The sequence below is a fragment of the Nocardia crassostreae genome, from assembly GCF_001613405.1.
Lineage (GTDB): Bacteria > Actinomycetota > Actinomycetes > Mycobacteriales > Mycobacteriaceae > Nocardia > Nocardia crassostreae.
The window spans coordinates 815,656-833,592 of sequence record NZ_BDCH01000012.1 but is presented as its reverse complement, the minus strand read 5'-3'; the positions used below and the strand labels follow the sequence as shown (position 1 = coordinate 833,592).

Sequence of the window (17,937 nt, the reverse complement as noted above, 5' to 3'; positions counted from 1 at the left end):
GCCGCGTTCACCTCGCCGGGGACGGGTGGAGGTCGCCGCGGCTCATGCGATCGATCACTGCGTTCGAGGTCAGCTCGTCGCGGGATCCCGGGTGCTGCCAGTAGTAGCGGACCAGGTGGAGGAACAGGGCGGGGTCGATGCCCAGGACCCAGGGCTGGAAGTCCATGTGCTGCTGGAGGAGAGCGCGTTGCCAGTGGTCGATCGGGCTCGAGCCCGAGGCCACGTCGATGTGCGCTCCGAGGTGCGGCACGATACGGACCGTGTGGGAGTTGATCACGACGCACGGGGAGATTTCGGCTATGTCGCACCACATGATGGATTTCCAGCCGCCGACCATCGACTGATGGATTCCTTCTTTGCGGAGGAGAACGTAGTTCCGGTGCTTGTCGTCGGACAGCAGATGACGAATCAGCAGGGCGATCATCGCCAGGAAGGCGACCACGACGGCAATGCCGTCGATGGACGAATCGACGACGAACAACAGGCCCTGAAGCACGAGGAAGGCAGCGGCAGCGGCCAGCCAGACCAGTACCAGCTGACGCCAGGAGGGTATGAAGCAGATACGAAGTCCCGCTTGCAATCCGCCGGAATCATCGACCCCGAGTCTGCCGGGCAGCCTTCTCCGCCGGACCCGGAGTTGTCGTGCCAGCAAGGTGGCGAAGGACAGGAACATGAGCCCGCCGACGGCGCCGTATGCCGTTCTGAGCGTACGGCCTTCGGTGGCGAAAGCGATGGTGTAGGGAATCGAAATCAGCGCGCCGACGGCGAAGACCGCCAAGGCGGCGATGAGTGTTCCGGGCAGCCTTTCCCTGCCCCATTCGACCGGCCACGGCAGTAAGGGGGCTTCGATACCCGAGCGACTGTTCCGCACTCCGACTCCCTAGCGACTACTTGGACGGCTGTTCCGCGGCCCAGGAGCCGAACGACCCCAATCCAAGACCCGCGGCCGCACCGAGGGCTCCCGCGCAGAAGGCCGAGCCGATCGGTCCGGTCGGCGCGCACGCCCACGCACCCGCCGCGGCGCCCGCGGCCGCTCCGGCCCATCCCCCGACTGTCGCAACCGTATTCGCGGCGGGTGTTCCGGCCTCGGCCACCTGCAACTCTCTGTTCTCCTGCATCCCTGCGGAATTCGAGGTCCCGACCAGAGTCGGCTGCCCGTCCGGACCGGGGACGTACTGCTCGAAGGATCGGAAGCCGTCCGGTCGTTCCCACTGGCGGTCGATCACGCCGTTCTCCCCGTACACGTCGGTGACCACACCGTCGTTCTGCGGATAGGTCTCCGACACCACCGCACCGAGCGAGCCGTCGTCCTTGACCGCCCGCGTCACCGATCGGCCCGCGCCCGTCGAGATCGTCTGCAGCCGTAGCGTTTTCCCGTCCGGTCCGGTCACCTTCACATCGGTGACGCCGGACCCGTCGTTCCGGGGAATCGACACTGTCGTGGTCGCGGGCCCTCCATTGATCGTCGCGGTGCTGATGGTCGATCCGTCCGCTTCCTTCGTCGTGGTGCTGACGGTGAGCGTGCCATCGGGGTTGGGGGTGATCGTCTGCGCGGATCCGTCCGCCAGGGTGGTCGTCACCGGAATCCCGTTCTGCAATGACGTCATCGCGCCGAGCGGGCCGAATTCCGGCGGCAGTTCGGACGGTCGCGCGGTCTCCGGATTCAGCAATCCGGAAAACAATGTCCGCACCACCTTGTTCGGCGCCTCGGTCAGCACCAGCCGCGACATCTGGGAAATCGCCAGATCGATCGCGGTCTTGGCGGTGAGCGCGACATTGCCCGCGTTCTGCAGCGCCGCCTTCATGACCGGGCGCTGCTCTGCCGCCGCATAGTCGAGTTGCAGTATCGCGGCGGCCACGTACCCGGGCACGCCCTCGTCCTGCCCATTGTCCCGAGCCGTTGCGATAAGTGCGTTTCGCATTGTTTCGGCATTGACATTGCCGTCGTCGTAGACGTCGAAACCCATGTTCCGAATGTTCGTGCGCGTATTCAGGACAGTGTCCTTGGCAGTGGACAGCTGTGTCTCGTGCAGGGCGTAGAGCTGTCGAATGCTGTCGATCTCGTCGACAATATGACTCCCGGCGGTGTTCTCCCGCACCACCCGCGCGGCGGCGGAGCTCGCGCCGGGCCCGGTCCATGATTCGGCCAGATCGTCCTGCTCGGTCAGCATCGACTGCAGCAGCGACCTCCCCTCGGTCACCACCGTGGTCAAATTGGTGGCGTCGGCGCCGAGCGCATCCGGATTCCACTGCTCGACCTGCGAGATCAGCAGATTCGACGGCTCAGCGCTCACTGCACACCACCCATTGCCGCGAACCCCGCGGCGAGGTCGGCATCGGTGATCTCATAGGTGTCCCCCGCGCCCCGAGCCAGCTCGGCCATCTCGTCCGGCCGCGACGCGAAACTCCCCAATGCCGACCGCACCCCGTCGCGCGCACTCGTCAGGCTGGCGCCCAGCGCGGTTCCGGGAAATGCCGCGGCGGCGTCGGCCGTCGCCTTGTCCCCGACGTCGCGGACATCATCGGCCAGCCCTTCCAGCCATTTCGCCCATGCCCGCAGCGCTTCCGGATCGACCTTGAATGACATGATTCCCCCTGACACACAACCGATCTCAGGTCCGACTATATCCCGTTACCGAACCCGGAACCCGAGAGCCGCACACCCCTGCGCGGCCGACTCCGGCCTACCAGTCGAGGTCGGCGATCCGCGACCTGCCCCGAATGAATTCGCTGTCCGGCTCGTACCCATCGGCAGCCGATGCGAGCGGTTCGGGCACCGCGAGGTCGGGCGAATCGTGGATTTGCTCGACCATGCGCGTCACCCGCGGGTCGGACCCGACCTCGCGCACGACCTCGCCGACTCGAGCCTGCGCCTGTGCACGAGCTCTATTGATCATGTCCGTGAGCACCGCGCCGAGCCGACCGCCATCGGGAACACGGCCCTCGTCGAAATGGATGGCCACGATGCGGCCATCGGCCCGCACATCGACGGAGATGCCGCCCTCACTGATCACGGCGTGACTACCGGCGACCGCTTTGGCCAGCCGATCCACTTGCGCCACGAGCGGCTCGGAGCGCCGTTGCGAGCCCATCCTCGATCGCTCCGATTGGCCGAAGTTCAATTGCCTTGGACAGCAACGACTGTCGCGGAGGCAGCTTAGGCGATGAGCTGTCACAAAGCAATGGCGAGGCGAAATGCGATATGACACAAAGCTGTCCAGTTGCCAGGTTCGTACCCTCGGGTAATCTACCCGCCAGTAGGTTGTCCGGTGACGGATGAGCATGCGTTCGAAGGACGGTCCGGCGGATGAGCCGGTCCGGGCAAGGCAGGGTAGAGGGACGTGCGACGCGGTGGGATATCGGTGAGATGGTGCGGGCTGCCGCTGGAGCCTTCGCGTTCTGGAACCCGATCGAGACCCCGTGTCCCCGGCGCATCGGCGTTACCGAGCCCGAAATGAATGGTGTTGCGCGCGAACCGGTGTGGGGTTTCGTGTCGTAACGGAATCGCGGGGCGCGATCCCGCAGGTCACTTCTCGGGGGGATTCGAGTTTACCGAGGAGACTCTTTGTCTGACATTGCCATTGTCGGTATCGGATGCCGGTACGCGGGCGGCATCGATTCACCGGAATCCTTCTGGAACTTCGTCGCCGAGAAGCGCGACGGTGTCGTGGACATCCCGGCGCAGCGGTGGGACTACCGGCGTTATTACGATCCCGACAAGCGGACGCCCGGCCGCATGTACACCAAACGCGCGGCCTTCCTGACCGGCGACCCGTGGGAATTCGATCCCGACTTCTTCGGCATCTCGCCCCGTGAGGCGACCGCCATGGACCCGCAGCAGCGGGTGGTGCTCGAGGTGGCCTGGGAAGCCCTGGACGACGCGGGCGTCGCGGGCCGGGTCGCGGGGACGCCGCTCGGGGTCTTCGTCGGCGCGTTCACGCTGGATCAGCTCGCCGTCTCGGTGGCCGATGCCGCCCTGCCGCACGTCGACATGCACACCGCCGTCGGCGCGTCGTACACCATGCTGTCGAATCGAATCGCTTACGTGCTCAACCTCATCGGGCCCGCGATCACCGTCGACACCGCGTGCTCGTCGTCGCTGGTGGCCCTGCATCTGGCATGTCAGGCGATCGAGAGCGGCGACTGCGAGGTCGCCATGGCCGGTGGCGTCACCATGCTGCTGCAGCCGGAACCGTTCGTATCCATGTGCAAGGGCGGCTTCCTGGCCGCCGACGGCCGCAGCAAGCCCTTCGACGCCGCGGCCGACGGCTACGGCCGCGGTGAGGGCGCGGGCATGGTGGTGCTGAAGAAGCTGGCCGACGCCGAGCGCGACGGCAACCGGGTCTACGCCGTGATCAAGGCGACCGGGTCGAACCAGGACGGGCGCACCACCGCGATCACCGTGCCCAATGCCGATCTGCAGGAGGAACTGGCCAAGACGGTGACCCACCGCGCGGGCATCGAACCGCACGAGGTCACCTACGTCGAGGCGCACGGAACCGGTACGCCGGTCGGCGATCCGCTGGAGCTGCGGGCCATCGGCCGGGCCTACGGCTCCGTCCCGGGCCGGACGACGCCGGTGGGTGTCGGCTCGGTGAAGGCGCAGCTCGGGCACACCGAGGCGGCGTCCGGCATTGCGAGCATCATCAAGTCCGCCCTCGCCATTTCGAAGCGGACGATCGCCCCGCAGGGCTGGCTGAACGAGCCGAATCCGGATATCCCGTTCGACGAACTGGGCATCGAGCTCCAGTTGGACCTACAGCCGGTCGGCCCCGAGGTCGAGCGAATGACGGTGGCGGTCAATGGATTCGGCTACGGCGGCACCAATGCGCACGCCATCCTGCAGGAGTACGTGCCCGCCGGTTCCGAGCTCGCGGGGACGGCAGGGGACGGGGTGGGTGAACACCGGCCGAAGCACTTCGGCGTGCTCCCGATCTCGGCGCGGCCCGAGCAGGCGACCCGCGAACTGGCGCGCAGCTTCGCCGAGCTGATCGCCGAGGGCGCCGATCCCGGTCACCTCGCCGAGGCGGCGTGGACCCGCCGCCAGCACCATCCGGTGCGCACCGCCGTGACCTTCGGCGACGACGCCGAATTGGTTCGCGCCCTGGTGGATTACGCCACCGGCGCCGGGCGCGGCGCGACCCGGGTGCTCGGCGGCAAGGTCGCCGAACCGGTCTTCGTGTTCACCGGTATGGGCCCGCAGTGGTGGGCCATGGGACGCGAACTGCTCCAGGCCGGTGGCACCTTCGCCGCCGAGGCGGCCCGGATCGACGCGGTGTTCCGGGAGATCTCCGGCTGGTCGATCGTCGAGGAGCTGCTGCGATCGGAGGAGGAGTCGCGGGTCACCGAGACCGCGGTCGCCCAGCCCGCCAACTTCCTGGTGCAGGTCGCGCTGTTCGCCATGCTCCGCGAGCTCGGGGTGGAACCGGCGTCGGTGGTGGGCCACAGCGTGGGCGAGGTGTCCGCGGCCTACGTCACCGGCATGCTCTCCCTGCGCGACGCACTGCTGGTCAGCTACCATCGCGCGCGCCTGCAGGCCACCACCGCGGGCACCGGCGGCATGCTCGCCATCGGGCTGTCCGAGGCGGCCGCGCGGGAACTGATCGACGGCGACGACCGCATCGATATCGCGGCGGTCAACAGCCCGACCGCGGTGACGCTGGCGGGCGACGAGCACGAACTGGACCGCATTGCGGAAACACTTACCGCGCAAGGCGTTTTCGCCAAGCGGCTGCACGTCGAGGTGCCCTATCACAGCTATCTGATGGAGCCGATTCTCGACGAATTGCGTACGGCGCTGGCCGATCTCACCGTGTCGAAGCCGACCGTCGCGCTGTACTCGACGGTCACCGGCGTACCGGTGACCGAGGCGGACTGGGACGCCGAGTACTGGTGCGGGAACGTCCGCCGACCGGTTCGCTTCGCCGACGCGCTCACCGCGCTGGTCGGTGCGGGCCACCGGGTCTTCCTCGAGGTCGGCCCGCATCCCGTGCTGGGCGCCAATATTCGCGAGATCCTGCTGGGCGCGGGCGAGACCGGCACCAGCATCGGCACGCTCAACCGCAAGCAGGCGGACGCCGACAGCATCCGGCAGACCGTGGCCGGGCTCTACACCGCGGGCGTGCTCGACATCGACGCGCTGTTCGCCGGAAACCCGGTCACCCCGCACATCGGCCTGCCGCGCTACCCGTGCCAGCGCACCCGGCTGCGCAACGAGCTGCCGGAGTATCAGCAGCGCCGGTACGGCACCCCGGACAGCTACCCCATGCTCGGGGATCCGGATCTGGACAACCCGTCGACGACGTGGACGGTGCAGCTGAGCGTCGCATCGCTGCCGTGGCTCGACGATCACGTGGTCGGTGGCGCCCGAATCCTGCCCGGCGCAGCCTATTTGGATGCCGCGCTGAGCGCGGTGGCGCTGCGCACGGATGCCACCCGGGCCGCCCTGGAGGATGTGGATTTCGTCGCGGCGCTCGTCATCGACGAGGGTGAGGCGCCGATCGTCGAGCTCCGGGTGGAGGAATCGACGGAGCGGTTCACCATTCGCTCCCGGGGCGCGGCAGGCACTGTGTGGACGGTGCACGCCACCGGGCGGTTGATCATCGGCACTTACGAGCCGACCAAGGTCGACGTGCCCGATATCGAGGAGATGCTGGAGATCGACCCGGCCGCGTTCTACACCGGCCTGGCAGCCCGGGATCTGCGGTACGGTTCCGCATTCCAGCGCGCGACCTCGGTGCGCGTCTCCGGAACCACGGTCGTGTCGACCCTGGACGGCAGCATTGCCCGCGACTCCGGCCATTTCGCGCACCCCTGCGTCGTGGATGCCGCATTGCAGAGCGTCGCCGCCTTGCTGGCGGGCGCGGGCAGCGCTCAGGACGGCGCGATGGTGCCGGTCGGCGTCGCCGCGGTGCGCGCCTTCGCGGCCATTCCGGACGAGGTGACGGTGGTGGCACGCCTGGATGCCACCGGCGCGGCGCCCACCGCCGATATCGATCTGCTCGATGCCGAGCACAATGTCGTCCTGCAGATCCTCGGCATGCGATTCGGTTCGATCGTGCCCGGACGCGTTGCGCTGCAGCGAATGTCGGACTTCTTCTACGAAGACCGCTGGGAGCTGCGGGATCCGGTCGACACCACCGGGCTGCCCGCCGCCGACACCGCGTTCACGCTGATCGTCGAACTCGGTTCCGCGCCCGGGGAGCGCGCCGCGCAGGTGGCGCGGACGGCTGCCCGCGCGGAGGTGCTCGCGGTCGGCGATCCGTCCCGTACCGACCTGGAAGACGTGCTGCGCGAACGGCTTCGGACCGCCGCACGGCTCGAGGGCATCGAGCGCGTGCACGTGGTCTTCGTGGCCGGTTCGGAATACACGGACATGGACAATCTGTGGACGCTGCGCAGGCTGGCCGTCACCGCGGAGGAATTCCTGAACGCGTGTCTGGACGAGCGCGGCGCCGAGACCGCCATGACCGGCGACGGGTCGATCCACATCACCCTGCTCACCGAGCAGGCCTTCGCCCATCCCGAGGGCGATGCCCCGCCCAATCCGGCGCATGCCGCGCTGGCCGGTGCGCGCCGGGTGCTGCTCAATGAGCAACTGCGGCTGCGCTGGCGGCTCGTCGATGTCGAATCCGAGGTCACCGACGCCGATCTCGCGGCCGAACTCGCCATCCCCGGCGCGTTCACCTACGACAACTCCGACAAGGTGTTCCTGCGCAACGGTCTGCGCTGGGTGACCGTGGTGGACGCCTCACTGCCCGGCCGGATCGACGCGCTGGATCAGGCCAGCCCGCTGACCGATCCCGAGGCGAACTTCACCCTGGAGGTCCCCAAATCACGGGTGCTCTCCCGGCTCGGCTGGCGCCGCTGCGATCGGCGCGCCCCGGAGGCAGGTGAGGTCGAGGTGCGGATGCGGGCCGTCGGCCTCAACTACAAGGACCCGCTCAAGGTGCTCAGCGTCCTCGGCGAACGCGACCTGGCCGGAACGTTCTTCGACACCACGCCCGGTATGGAGGGCACGGGCACGGTGGTCCGGGTCGGTGCGGACGTCACCGATCTCGCCGTCGGCGAGCAGGTCATCCTCGTGTCGAAGGGCCTGATGAGCCGCTTCCACACCACCACGAGCGATCTGCTCTTCCGGGTCGGCGCGGATGCGGAGCCCGGCCATTGCAGCAGCAATACCGCCTTCTCCACCTCCGAGTACTCGCTGCTCGAGCTGGCCCGGGTGCAGCCGGGCGACACCGTGCTGGTGCACAGCGCGGCGGGCGGCGTCGGCACGGCGGCGGTGCAGATCGCCAAGCTGCACGGCGCCGAGGTGATCGGCACGGCCAGCACCGACGAACGGCGCGCGTACGTGCTCGCCCAGGGCGCGGATCACGTGCTCGACTCGCGATCGCTGAACTTCGCCGACGATGTGCTCGCCCTCACCGACGGCCGCGGGGCCGATGTGGTGATCAGCACCGCGCCCGGGGAGATCCTGCGGCAGAACTTCAAGGCCGTGGCCGAATTCGGGCGCATCGTGGAGATCGGCAAGGCCGATATCTACACGGGCGGCATGCTCGATATGCGCAACTTCGACAAGAACGTCTCCTATCACTCCTTCGATCTGGATCGCATGCTGGCGCTGCGACGGCAGGCGACCGTGGCGCTCGGGCAGCGGGTCAACGAGAAGCTGGACGCGGGCGTCTACCGCCGCTTGCAGTACAAACTGTACGAAACCGACGACGTGGCACGGGCATTCGAGGATGTCGCGCGTTCGAGCCAGCTCGGCCGCATTGTGGTGAGCTTGGAAAGCGAGGCGCCGCTGGTGCGTCCGCAGATTCCCGAGGTCACCGTCGATCCCGGGGCGCAGTACCTCATCACCGGCGGCTTCGGCGGCTTCGGCCTGGCGATCGGCCGCTGGCTGGTCGGCAAGGGCGCGACGCGGCTGACCCTGCTGGGTCGCGGCGGCGCGCGGACCGAGTCGGCCCGCCAGCAGCTGGCGGCGTGGCAGGAGATGGGCGTCGAGGTCGTCACCGAACTGGTCGACGTCACCGACGAGGCGGCCATGGCCGCGGTCGTCGGCCGGGCGCACCATCCGCAGCACCCATTGAAGGGCGTGTTCCACACCGCGGGAATCGTTGACGACAAGCGTATTTCGGTCATGGAACGAGACAGCCTGGCCGCGGTGTTCGGTCCGAAGATCGACGGCGTGCGCGCGCTGCTGCACGGAATCGAGTCCGCCGGAGCCGAACTCGACCTGTTCGTGCTGTTCTCTTCGGGCAGCGCGATCTTCGGCGGCATCGGGCAGTACTCCTACACCGCGGCGAATCTCGCCTTGAATGTCGTGGCCGACCGGGTCGTCCGCGACGGCGGAAACGCGCTCGCCGTCGGCTGGGGGCATATGTCCGGCGGCGGTATGGCCGCGGCCGAAGAACACTTGGCGCGCTACCTGATCACCGCCGGGTTCGACACCATCGATATGGACGAGGGCACCGAATACCTGGAGGCCGCACTGACTCTCGGCCTGCACCATCAGGCCGCGATCATTCCGGTCGACTGGGGCAAGGTGGTCGCCGGTGGACCGCACTTCGCGCGGACCGGCCGCATGATCGAGCAGATCGCGGCCTCGGCCGAGGACGATTCGGCGGCATCGCAGCTGGTTGCCGCGTTGCGTGAGCTCGACGAGGGCAAACGCCGGGATGTGGTCGCGCACATGCTCGCCGAGCAATTGGCGGTGGTCATGGGTGTCGCGGCGGATTCCATCGATCTGACCGTGCCGGTGCCGGAGCTCGGTCTCGACTCGCTCATGGCGGTCGAGTTCAGCGCGCTGGTCACCAAGGCGCTCGGTGTCGACCTGACGACGCTGAAGCTGGGGCGGGTGTTCACCCTGGCGCAGGCGGGCGCGCAGGTCGCCGAGTTCTTCGTCGCGGGAACCTCCGCGGCCGGAGCCCAGCAGGGAGAGGTGATCGCATGACCGAGTCGGCCCGGGATCTGGCCCGGAAACTGCTGGCGGGCAATGCGACACCGGCCACGGCCGGGGCGAGCCCGGCCCGTGCGACCGTGGCACAGCATCCCGCTACCCCGGCGGTCTCCGCGCCACCGGCCGCGGCGGCCCCGAAGGTGCGCCGCGGCCCCGGCCGCCAGTTCGCCGATCATCCGGAAGTGGCTGCCACCGTGCGGAAGTGGGCTGCCATCGATGCGATTACCGCACAGTCGGATATGGCGAACCCGCTGTTCCTGCCGCGGAACAGCCCCAACGACACGGTGATCCGGGCGCTGGACCGCGAGCTGGTGAACTTCAGCGCCTACAACCACCTGGGGCTGGCCAACCATCCCCGGGTCGTTGAGGCGGCCAAGCGTGGTCTCGACCAGTACGGTGCGTCGGCTGCGGCCAGTCGCATTGTGGCAGGCGAGATTCCGCTGTACGGCGAGCTGGAGCGGCGGCTGGCCGAGATCTACCAGGTCGGCGACGCCATGGTGACCACGAGCGGTTATCTGACCAATGCGGGCGTCATCGGGTTCCTGCTGGGCGAGCGCGATGTGGCCATCTGCGATTCGCTGATTCACGGCAGCGTCGTCTCCGGTACGCAGTGGGCCGGATGCCGCCGGATCAACTTCCGGCACAACGATCCCGAGTCGCTGCGTTCGGTGCTGCGCATGTCGCGGTCCGGCTTCGACCGGGCCCTGGTGGTGCTCGAAGGGCACTACAGCATGGACGGGACGGTGGGCCGAGTCGACGAACTGGCCGCTGTGGCACGGGAATACGACTGTGCCGTCATGGTCGACGAGGCGCATTCGTTCGGCGTGTTCGGCGCGCACGGGTTCGGCATGCGGGAGCATTTCGATATGGCGGGCGCCGATGTCGACATCTGGATGGGCACCCTGTCGAAGGCGCTCGGCAGCTGCGGCGGCTCCATCGCGGCCGACGCGGATCTCATCCGGGCCATGAAGGCCAGCGCCCCCGGGGTCGCCATGCTCACCGGCGGGCCTGCGCCGTCGACCATCGCGGCCGCGCTGGCCGGGCTCGAGGTGCTCATCGAGGAACCGCAGCGGGTCGCGCGGCTGTGGGACAACACCGCCCTGTTCAATGCGGCCCTGCGGGAGCGCGGCATCGATCTCTGTGTGTCCCAGGGGACTCCGATCTGCCCGGTGATCGTGCCCGGCGAGATGCGCGCCGGGTTCGTCTCGGCGACGCTGCTGCAGCGCGGGGTGTACGCGGGCGCGATCTCGGCCCCGGTGGTGCCGGTCGGCAAGGAGCGGCTGCGGTTCTTCGTCACCTCGGAACACACCGAGCGGCAACTCATGTCGACCGCGGACCTGCTGGCGGAGACGATTGCCGAGTCCGCGCGGATTCCCGAGCACGCGGCCGCGGTCTGAGCGCGACCGGCCTCGAATGAACATTTGGACCTGATCGACGAGGAGTTTGGCCCCAGCATGAGCAGTCCCAGCACCAGCAACGAGGAACGTCTCAGCCGGTATCTGCGGAAGGTCACCGGAGAGCTCCGCACCGCCAAGAAGCACATCCAGCAGCTGGAAGATCGTGCCGGGGAACCGCTCGCGATCGTCGGGATGAGCTGCCGGTTTCCGGGCGACGCCGACACTCCGGCGCGGCTGTGGGAATTGGTCGCCTCGGGTACCGATGCCGTCGGGCCGTTCCCGACCGATCGCGGCTGGGATCTCGAGGGATTGTTCGACAGCGATCCGGACGTGCCGGGGACCATCTCCACCCGGGAGGGTGGATTCCTCCATACCGCAGGCGATTTCGATGCGGGATTCTTCTCGATCCCGCCCAGTGTCGCCGAGTCGATGGATCCACAGCAGCGACTGTTCCTCGAAGCCGCGTGGGAGACGTTGGAGGACGCCGGTATCGACCCGGCGTCGCTGCGCGGCGGCGATACGGGGGTGTACGCGGGCGTCATCCACCAGGACTACGGTCCGCGCGTGGGTTCGCCGGGGCTCAGCGCCGAAGCGGAAGGCCATGCCTACCCGGGTATTTCGGCCAGCGTGCTGGCCGGACGGGTCTCCTTCACCTTCGGTTTCAAGGGCCCGGCGCTTTCGGTGGACACCGCGTGCTCCTCGTCGCTGGTCGCGCTGCACCTCGCCTGTCAGGCCCTACGGCAGGGCGAGACCTCCTTGGCCCTGGTCCGCGGGGTCACCGTCATGTCCGACCCCACCCTGCTGATCGCCTTCAGCCGCCAGCGCGGGTTGTCCCCCGACGCACGGTGCCGGGCCTTCGCGGCGGGAGCGAACGGGACCGGATTCTCCGAGGGCCTCGGCATGCTCGCGGTCGAGCGGTTGTCCGATGCCCGGCGGCACGGCCATCAGGTCCTCGCGGTCATTCGCGGCAGCGCGATCAATCAGGACGGTGCCAGCGCCCGGCTCACCGCCCCGAACGGCCCGTCGCAGGAGAAGGTCATCGCGGCGGCTCTCGCCAATGCCGGTCTGACCCCCGCCGATATCGACGCCGTCGAGGCCCACGGCACCGGCACCACCCTCGGCGACCTGATCGAGGCACAGGCGCTCATCGCCGCCTACGGACGCGATCGCGTCGGCGAACCACTGCGCATCGGCTCGCTCAAGTCGAATATCGGGCACACCTCCGCCGCGGCCGGGGTCGGCGGCGTGATCAAGATGGTGCAGGCGCTGCGGCACGAAATACTGCCCCCGACACTGCATGTCGATGCACCGACCCCGCAGGTGGACTGGTCGGCGGGCACGGTGCGATTGCTCACCGCGGCCGAGCCGTGGCCCGCGGGTGAGCTGGTGCGGCGCGCGGGCGTGTCCTCCTTCGGGGCGAGTGGCACCAATGCGCATGTGATTCTGGAGGAGGCTCCCGCCCCGGCGGGAACTCCCGCCTCGGCGACGATCCCGGAGCCGGTTCCCGCTCCGGTCGAGACCCCCGATTCCGCACAGGCTCCCGCTCCCATCGAGGCCGTCCCGTGGCTGCTCTCGGCGAAGACCGAGAACGCGCTGCGGGCGCAGGCGGCCAAACTGCGAGACTGGGTGAGCAATGACCCCGATCTGACAATCGAGGACATCGGCCACTCGCTGTTGACGACCCGGGCCCGGCTGGACTGGCGGGGCGCGGTGGTGGGGACGGACCGGGACGCCATGCTCGCCGGACTCGCGACGCTGGCCGAACCCTCCGGCTCCGCCGAAGTGGCGGTGGGGAAGGCGGTCACCCGGAAGACGGCCTTCTTGTGCACCGGGGGCGGCGCGCAGCGCGTCGGTATGGGACGTGAACTCTACGAGGCGTTTCCGGTGTTCGCCGCCGCGTTGGACGAGATCTGCGCGCAGTTCGATCCCCTGCTGGGCGGTTCGCTGAAGCATTTGATGTTCACCGGTCAGCTCGCCGACGGCAGCTCCGCCGATGCCGATGCTCGTGCGGATGCTGGTGCGAGCGTGCTGCATCGGATCGACTTCTCCCAGCCCGCGCTGTTCGCCTACGAAGTCGCGCTCTGCCGGTTGCTGGAGTCGTTCGGCGTGACACCCTATGTCCTGGTGGGGCATTCGACCGGCGAGCTGGCCGCCGCGTACCTCGCCGGGGTGTGGTCGCTGCCGGATGCGTGCAAGCTGGTCGCCGCGCGCGGTCGCCTCATGGGGCTGTCGCCCGATGGTGGCGCGATGCTGGCCGTCGCGGCGGACGAGCGCGAGGTGTCCGAGGCGATCGCCGACCACGCGGAACGGGTGTCCATTGCCGCGCTGAATGCGCCTGACGCCGTGGTGGTTTCCGGTGACGAGGATGCGGTGGCGGCGGTCGAGCGGTGGTTCGGTGACCGCGGGCGCGAGACCTCGCGGTTGCGGATATCGATCGCCTCCCATTCCCACCGGATGGACCCGATCCTCGCCGAGTTCGCCGCTGTCGCATGGGAAGTGACCTACCTGCGTCCGCAGATTCCGCTGGTGTCGAATGTCTCCGGACGGATCGCCGGGGACGAGGTGCTGGAGCCCGACTACTGGGTTCAGCACATTCGCGCGACTGTGCAATTCGCCCGGGGCATGGACACTCTGGTGGACTGGGGTGCGCGGCGATTCCTGGAGATCGGCCCGGATGCGGTGCTGACGGCCATGGCCCAGCAGAACCTCCCGGCGGATGCGGCGGCGCAGTCGCTGGTGGTCGCCGCGGCGCGGCGGGGGCGCGGCGAGGTCGACCAGTTCCTGAACTGTCTGGCGCGCGCATACACCGCCGGTGCCGATGTCGATTGGGGGGTGTGCTTCGCCGGTCGCGCGGTCTCCCGGGTGTCGTTGCCCACCTAAGCTTTCCAGCGTCGTCGTTACTGGCTCGCACCCTCGCGCAGCACCGCCGGTGTCGAAGCCGCGGGCTTGAACGTGCTCGAACACCCCATGGTGGATGCGGTATTGCCCATGGCGGACGGGGGATTCGTCCTCACCGGGCGCCTGTCAGCGGTGTCGCAGCCCTGGTTGGCCGACCATGCCATCGGCGGGGTCATGGTGCTGCCGGGGACCGGGTTCGTGGAATTGGCGCTGTGCGCCGGTTCCGAGACCGGGTGCCCGGTGGTCGAAGAGCTGACATTGCAAGCGCCACTGGTATTTCCGTCGGACGTCGGTGTTCGTATCCAGGTCGTGGTCGGGGCCGGATCCCCGCAACGGCCCCTATCGATCTACTCCCGTGCCGAGCACGACCGCGACGGACAGTGGGTCCTGCACGCCCAAGGCCTGCTGGCCGACCCGGCCGAGGAGACCGTGCCCGACGCGGAGGCGTGGCCGCCTGCCGCGGCAACCGAAATCGGTGTGGCACAGGCATTCCTGACGCCCGACTACGACATGGGACCGGCCTTCCGGAACGTACGCGCGCTGTGGCGGCGCGGCGAGGAGGTGTTCGCGGACATCTCCCTCGATCCCGAGACCGGCGTGCACGGTGCAGGATTCGGGATTCATCCGGCCCTGCTGGATGCGGTCATTCAGGCCGGGCTGCTGGCCGGTGCGTTCGAGATCCCGGCGGGGCATGTCGTGTTGCCGTTCTCGTGGGAGTCGGTGTCGCTGTATGCGACCGAAGCATCGGCATTGCGGGCCCGGCTGACCGCCGACGGAGCGTCGGCGTCGCTGTGGGTAACCGACGAGAAGGGACAACCGGTGTTGTCCGGCACGGTGACGAGTCGGCCGATGCCACTCGGGCAGCTCGTTGCGGCGGGCGGCACGGCCGATCCGGTACTGGAACTCGTATGGTCCCCCATCGACCCGATAGACGTTGATGGACAAGGTGATTCGAGCATCGGCTGGTGGGATCGGCTGGCTCCGGACGCACCGGTACCCCCGGTGGTGGTGATCGAGGCCGGGTGCGGGTGGAGCGAGCACGCCGCTGTAGACGTGGTGGCCGCCACCCACGCCGAGGTCGCGCGGATTCTCGAGGTGGTGCAGACCTGGCTGGCCGGTGACCGGTTCTCCGCGAGCACCCTGGTGATCGCCACCCGTGGCGCGGTCACCCTGCCCGGCGCGGACGTCATCGACCTACCCGGGGCCGCCGTCTGGGGTCTGGTGCGGGCCGCGCAAGCGGAGGACCCGGGCCGGATCATCCTGGTGGACACGGATACTCGCGTCGATGAGCGCCTCGCGGCCCGAACCGCGGCCGTGGCCGAACCCCAACTGGTCGTGCGCGCCGGAATCGCGCACACCGCCAGGCTCGTCCGGCCCGTGGCCTCGTCCCCCCAGCCCGACACCGCCCCCGCCTTCGGCGCCGAAACGGTGCTGATCACCGGCGGCACAGGAGGTTTGGGCGCGGCCGTGGCACGGTACGTGGTCGCCGAGCACGGCGTGACCTCGGTGCTGCTGGTCAGCCGCAGCGGCCCGCGGGCCGACGGCGCGACGGCGCTGATCGCCGAACTCGAGCAACTCGGCGCGCATGCGCGGGCAATGGCCTGCGATGTCGGCGATGCCGCCGCGGTAGCCGCCCTCCTGGCCGACATACCATCGCAGCAGCCCTTGACCGGTGTCATCCATGCCGCGGGCGTACTCGACGACGGAACCATCGGATCACTCACCGCGCAGCGATTGGACGCGGTCCTGGCGCCGAAGGCCGACGCCGCCTGGTATCTGCACGAAGCGACCGCGCATCTGAATCTGGCTGCCTTCACGGTGTTTTCATCGGTGTCGGGCACCGTGGGCGGTCCCGGACAGGCCAACTACGCCGCCGCGAACATTTTCCTGGACGCCCTGGTCGCCCACCGCCGAGCCCAAGGGCTGGCCGGTCAGTCCCTGGCGTGGGGTCTGTGGGCGCGCTCCGGCGGCATGACCGGCGGGCTGGTCGCGGCCGACAGGGCCCGCATCGGTCGCGGCGGCTTCCTCGCCATGCCCGATGAGCAGGCGTTCACCGGCTGGCGCGCGGCACTCGCACGAGGCGCGGCCCATACGGTGATCGCCGCGGTGGACACCGCCGGACTCCGCTCCCAGGCCGACAGCGGACTACTGCCGCCGGTACTGCGGAACCTGGTCCCCGCCGCCAACCGTCGCCCCAGGACACCCCGCCAATCGGCAATCACCCCGGCGGCAGCGCCGGACCTGACCCAGCTGCTATCGGTCCTCGATACGGTCGTCACCCATTTCGCCGCCGTACTCGGTCACGACAGTGCGTCCACCATCGACCCCGACCACTCCTTCGCGGACCACGGTTTCGATTCCCTGGGCGCAGTCGAACTCCGCAACCGCCTGCAATCCGCCACCGCCCTGTCCCTCTCCCCCGCCATCGCCTTCAAACACCCGACCCCCACCACACTCGCCACCCACATCCACGAACAACTCGCCGAGCAGCGCCGAATCGCAACCCGCCTGGCCGCCATCGCAACCGGCTCGTCGAACGACACCGCGACCACCCCGAACCGTGAGGTCACCCCCCTCGTCCGCCGAGCCACAGAGCACGACATCGAAGACATCGTCCGAGTAATCGCCGAAGCCTTCGACGAGGACGACCCCATCGAGGAGTACCTCTTCCCCAATCCGGCAACGCGCCTGCGCCGTGCCTCCGACATGGTGCGCATCATGATCAAATACCGCTTCCTACCCGCCAACGGCGCCGCGGTAGCCACCGTCGACGACAAAATCGTCGCCGCCCTCCTCTGGTACCCCCCGCACTACCGCAATTCCCCCCTCCGAGAAATGATCTCCGGCCCCCTCCTCCTCAAAGCCATGGGCGCCCCCCCGAGGCATCCAAGTAGACGCCGCCCTGGCCCAAGTCTCCCCACCCCAACCCCACACCACCCTCGTCTACCTGGCCGCCACCCCCCACTGGCAACAAGCAGGCGTAGGCCTGACCCTCGCCCAATGGGCCATAGCCGAAGCCGACCAACAAGGCGCCACCGTAGGCGGCATCTGCAAAGACGCCAACATCCCCTTCTACGAAGCCTTCGGCGCCAAATTCGTCACCAAAACCAAACTGGGCCGCACCGGCCCCGAACTGAACTACCTACTCCGCCCAGCCACCACCCCACCCACCCCCTGACCGCTCCAAATTGCGAATCCCTATATGTGCGGTCTGTTTTCGGACGAGAATCGGGGACTTGGAAGAAACCCCAGGAGGGCACCATGATTCGCAAAATAGCGGCTACCGCAGCCATAGCCACCGCACTCATCGGCGCCAGCGCCGGTCTCGCACAAGCCGAAACCCCCGCCGCTGAAGCAGCCATCCAACCGGCCGTCGCCGTGCTACCGGTCCAGCCGGTCGCCGCGGGACAGACCCAATCCCTCGTCGGCCAGCAGGTCGGCACCGTCGTCGGAACGGTCATCGGCGTCGGCGTCGGCGCCGTCGCGGGCGGCGCCATCGCATGCGCGGCCACAGCACCCGTCTGCCCATTCGGCGCGGTCGTCGGTGTCAGCATCGGCACCGTCGCGGGCAGCGTCATCGGCGCTGGGCTGGGCGCCGGAGCCGGAGCCGCGATCGGCGCGCAGATCCCGGCCTAGAACACCCGCACCTCGAAACCGCGGACACCGGTCTCGCGACATCGA

Annotated in this window: 8 protein-coding genes; 4 read left to right on the top strand and 4 right to left on the bottom strand. The window is 68.6% G+C overall.

The genetic code is table 11. The features are described 5' to 3' along the window. Positions 1-7 precede the first annotated feature (7 nt). The 4 genes from NC4_RS10630 to NC4_RS10615 form a co-directional block, all read right to left on the bottom strand. On the bottom strand, positions 8-871 hold the full coding sequence (locus tag NC4_RS10630) for a hypothetical protein (RefSeq protein WP_157554483.1): 864 nt from the start codon (positions 869-871) through the stop codon (positions 8-10). Between the two features lie 16 nt (positions 872-887). Beyond that, positions 888-2,294, bottom strand: coding sequence for a WXG100 family type VII secretion target (locus NC4_RS10625; RefSeq protein WP_067535601.1), 1,407 nt, complete (start codon positions 2,292-2,294; stop codon positions 888-890). Further along, positions 2,291-2,587, bottom strand: coding sequence for a type VII secretion target (locus NC4_RS10620; RefSeq protein WP_067535598.1), 297 nt, complete (start codon positions 2,585-2,587; stop codon positions 2,291-2,293). The genes NC4_RS10625 and NC4_RS10620 overlap by 4 nt, the downstream gene beginning before the upstream one ends. Positions 2,588-2,684: 97 nt before the next feature. Next, complete coding sequence (locus NC4_RS10615; RefSeq protein ID WP_067535594.1) at positions 2,685-3,092, bottom strand: hypothetical protein; 408 nt, start codon at positions 3,090-3,092, stop codon at positions 2,685-2,687. A 473-nt stretch (positions 3,093-3,565) separates the two neighbouring features. On the opposite strand from NC4_RS10615, the gene NC4_RS10610 reads away from it, so the two are divergent. From NC4_RS10610 to NC4_RS10595, 4 genes are all read left to right on the top strand, one after another. Then, positions 3,566-9,955 carry a type I polyketide synthase gene (locus NC4_RS10610; protein ID WP_067535591.1) on the top strand — a complete coding sequence of 2,130 codons (6,390 nt, stop codon included), beginning with the start codon at positions 3,566-3,568 and terminating at the stop codon, positions 9,953-9,955. Next, a complete protein-coding gene (locus NC4_RS10605; RefSeq protein ID WP_067535588.1) occupies positions 9,952-11,358 on the top strand; it encodes an aminotransferase class I/II-fold pyridoxal phosphate-dependent enzyme in 1,407 nt (468 codons plus the stop codon). The genes NC4_RS10610 and NC4_RS10605 overlap by 4 nt, the downstream gene beginning before the upstream one ends. A gap of 57 nt (positions 11,359-11,415) precedes the next feature. Continuing rightward, positions 11,416-14,238, top strand: coding sequence for a type I polyketide synthase (locus NC4_RS10600; protein ID WP_067535585.1), 2,823 nt, complete (start codon positions 11,416-11,418; stop codon positions 14,236-14,238). 72 nt (positions 14,239-14,310) lie between these two features. Then, positions 14,311-17,892 carry a type I polyketide synthase gene (locus NC4_RS10595; RefSeq protein ID WP_245721620.1) on the top strand — a complete coding sequence of 1,194 codons (3,582 nt, stop codon included), beginning with the start codon at positions 14,311-14,313 and terminating at the stop codon, positions 17,890-17,892. The last annotated feature ends 45 nt before the right edge of the window (positions 17,893-17,937 follow it).

Coding starts and splice junctions, on each gene's coding strand:
- NC4_RS10605 (WP_067535588.1), top strand. CDS start 9,952: ATGACCGAGTCGGCCCGGGATCTGGCCCGGAAACTGCTGGCGGGCAAT.
- NC4_RS10600 (WP_067535585.1), top strand. CDS start 11,416: ATGAGCAGTCCCAGCACCAGCAACGAGGAACGTCTCAGCCGGTATCTG.
- NC4_RS10615 (WP_067535594.1), bottom strand. CDS start 3,092: ATGGGCTCGCAACGGCGCTCCGAGCCGCTCGTGGCGCAAGTGGATCGG.
- NC4_RS10620 (WP_067535598.1), bottom strand. CDS start 2,587: ATGTCATTCAAGGTCGATCCGGAAGCGCTGCGGGCATGGGCGAAATGG.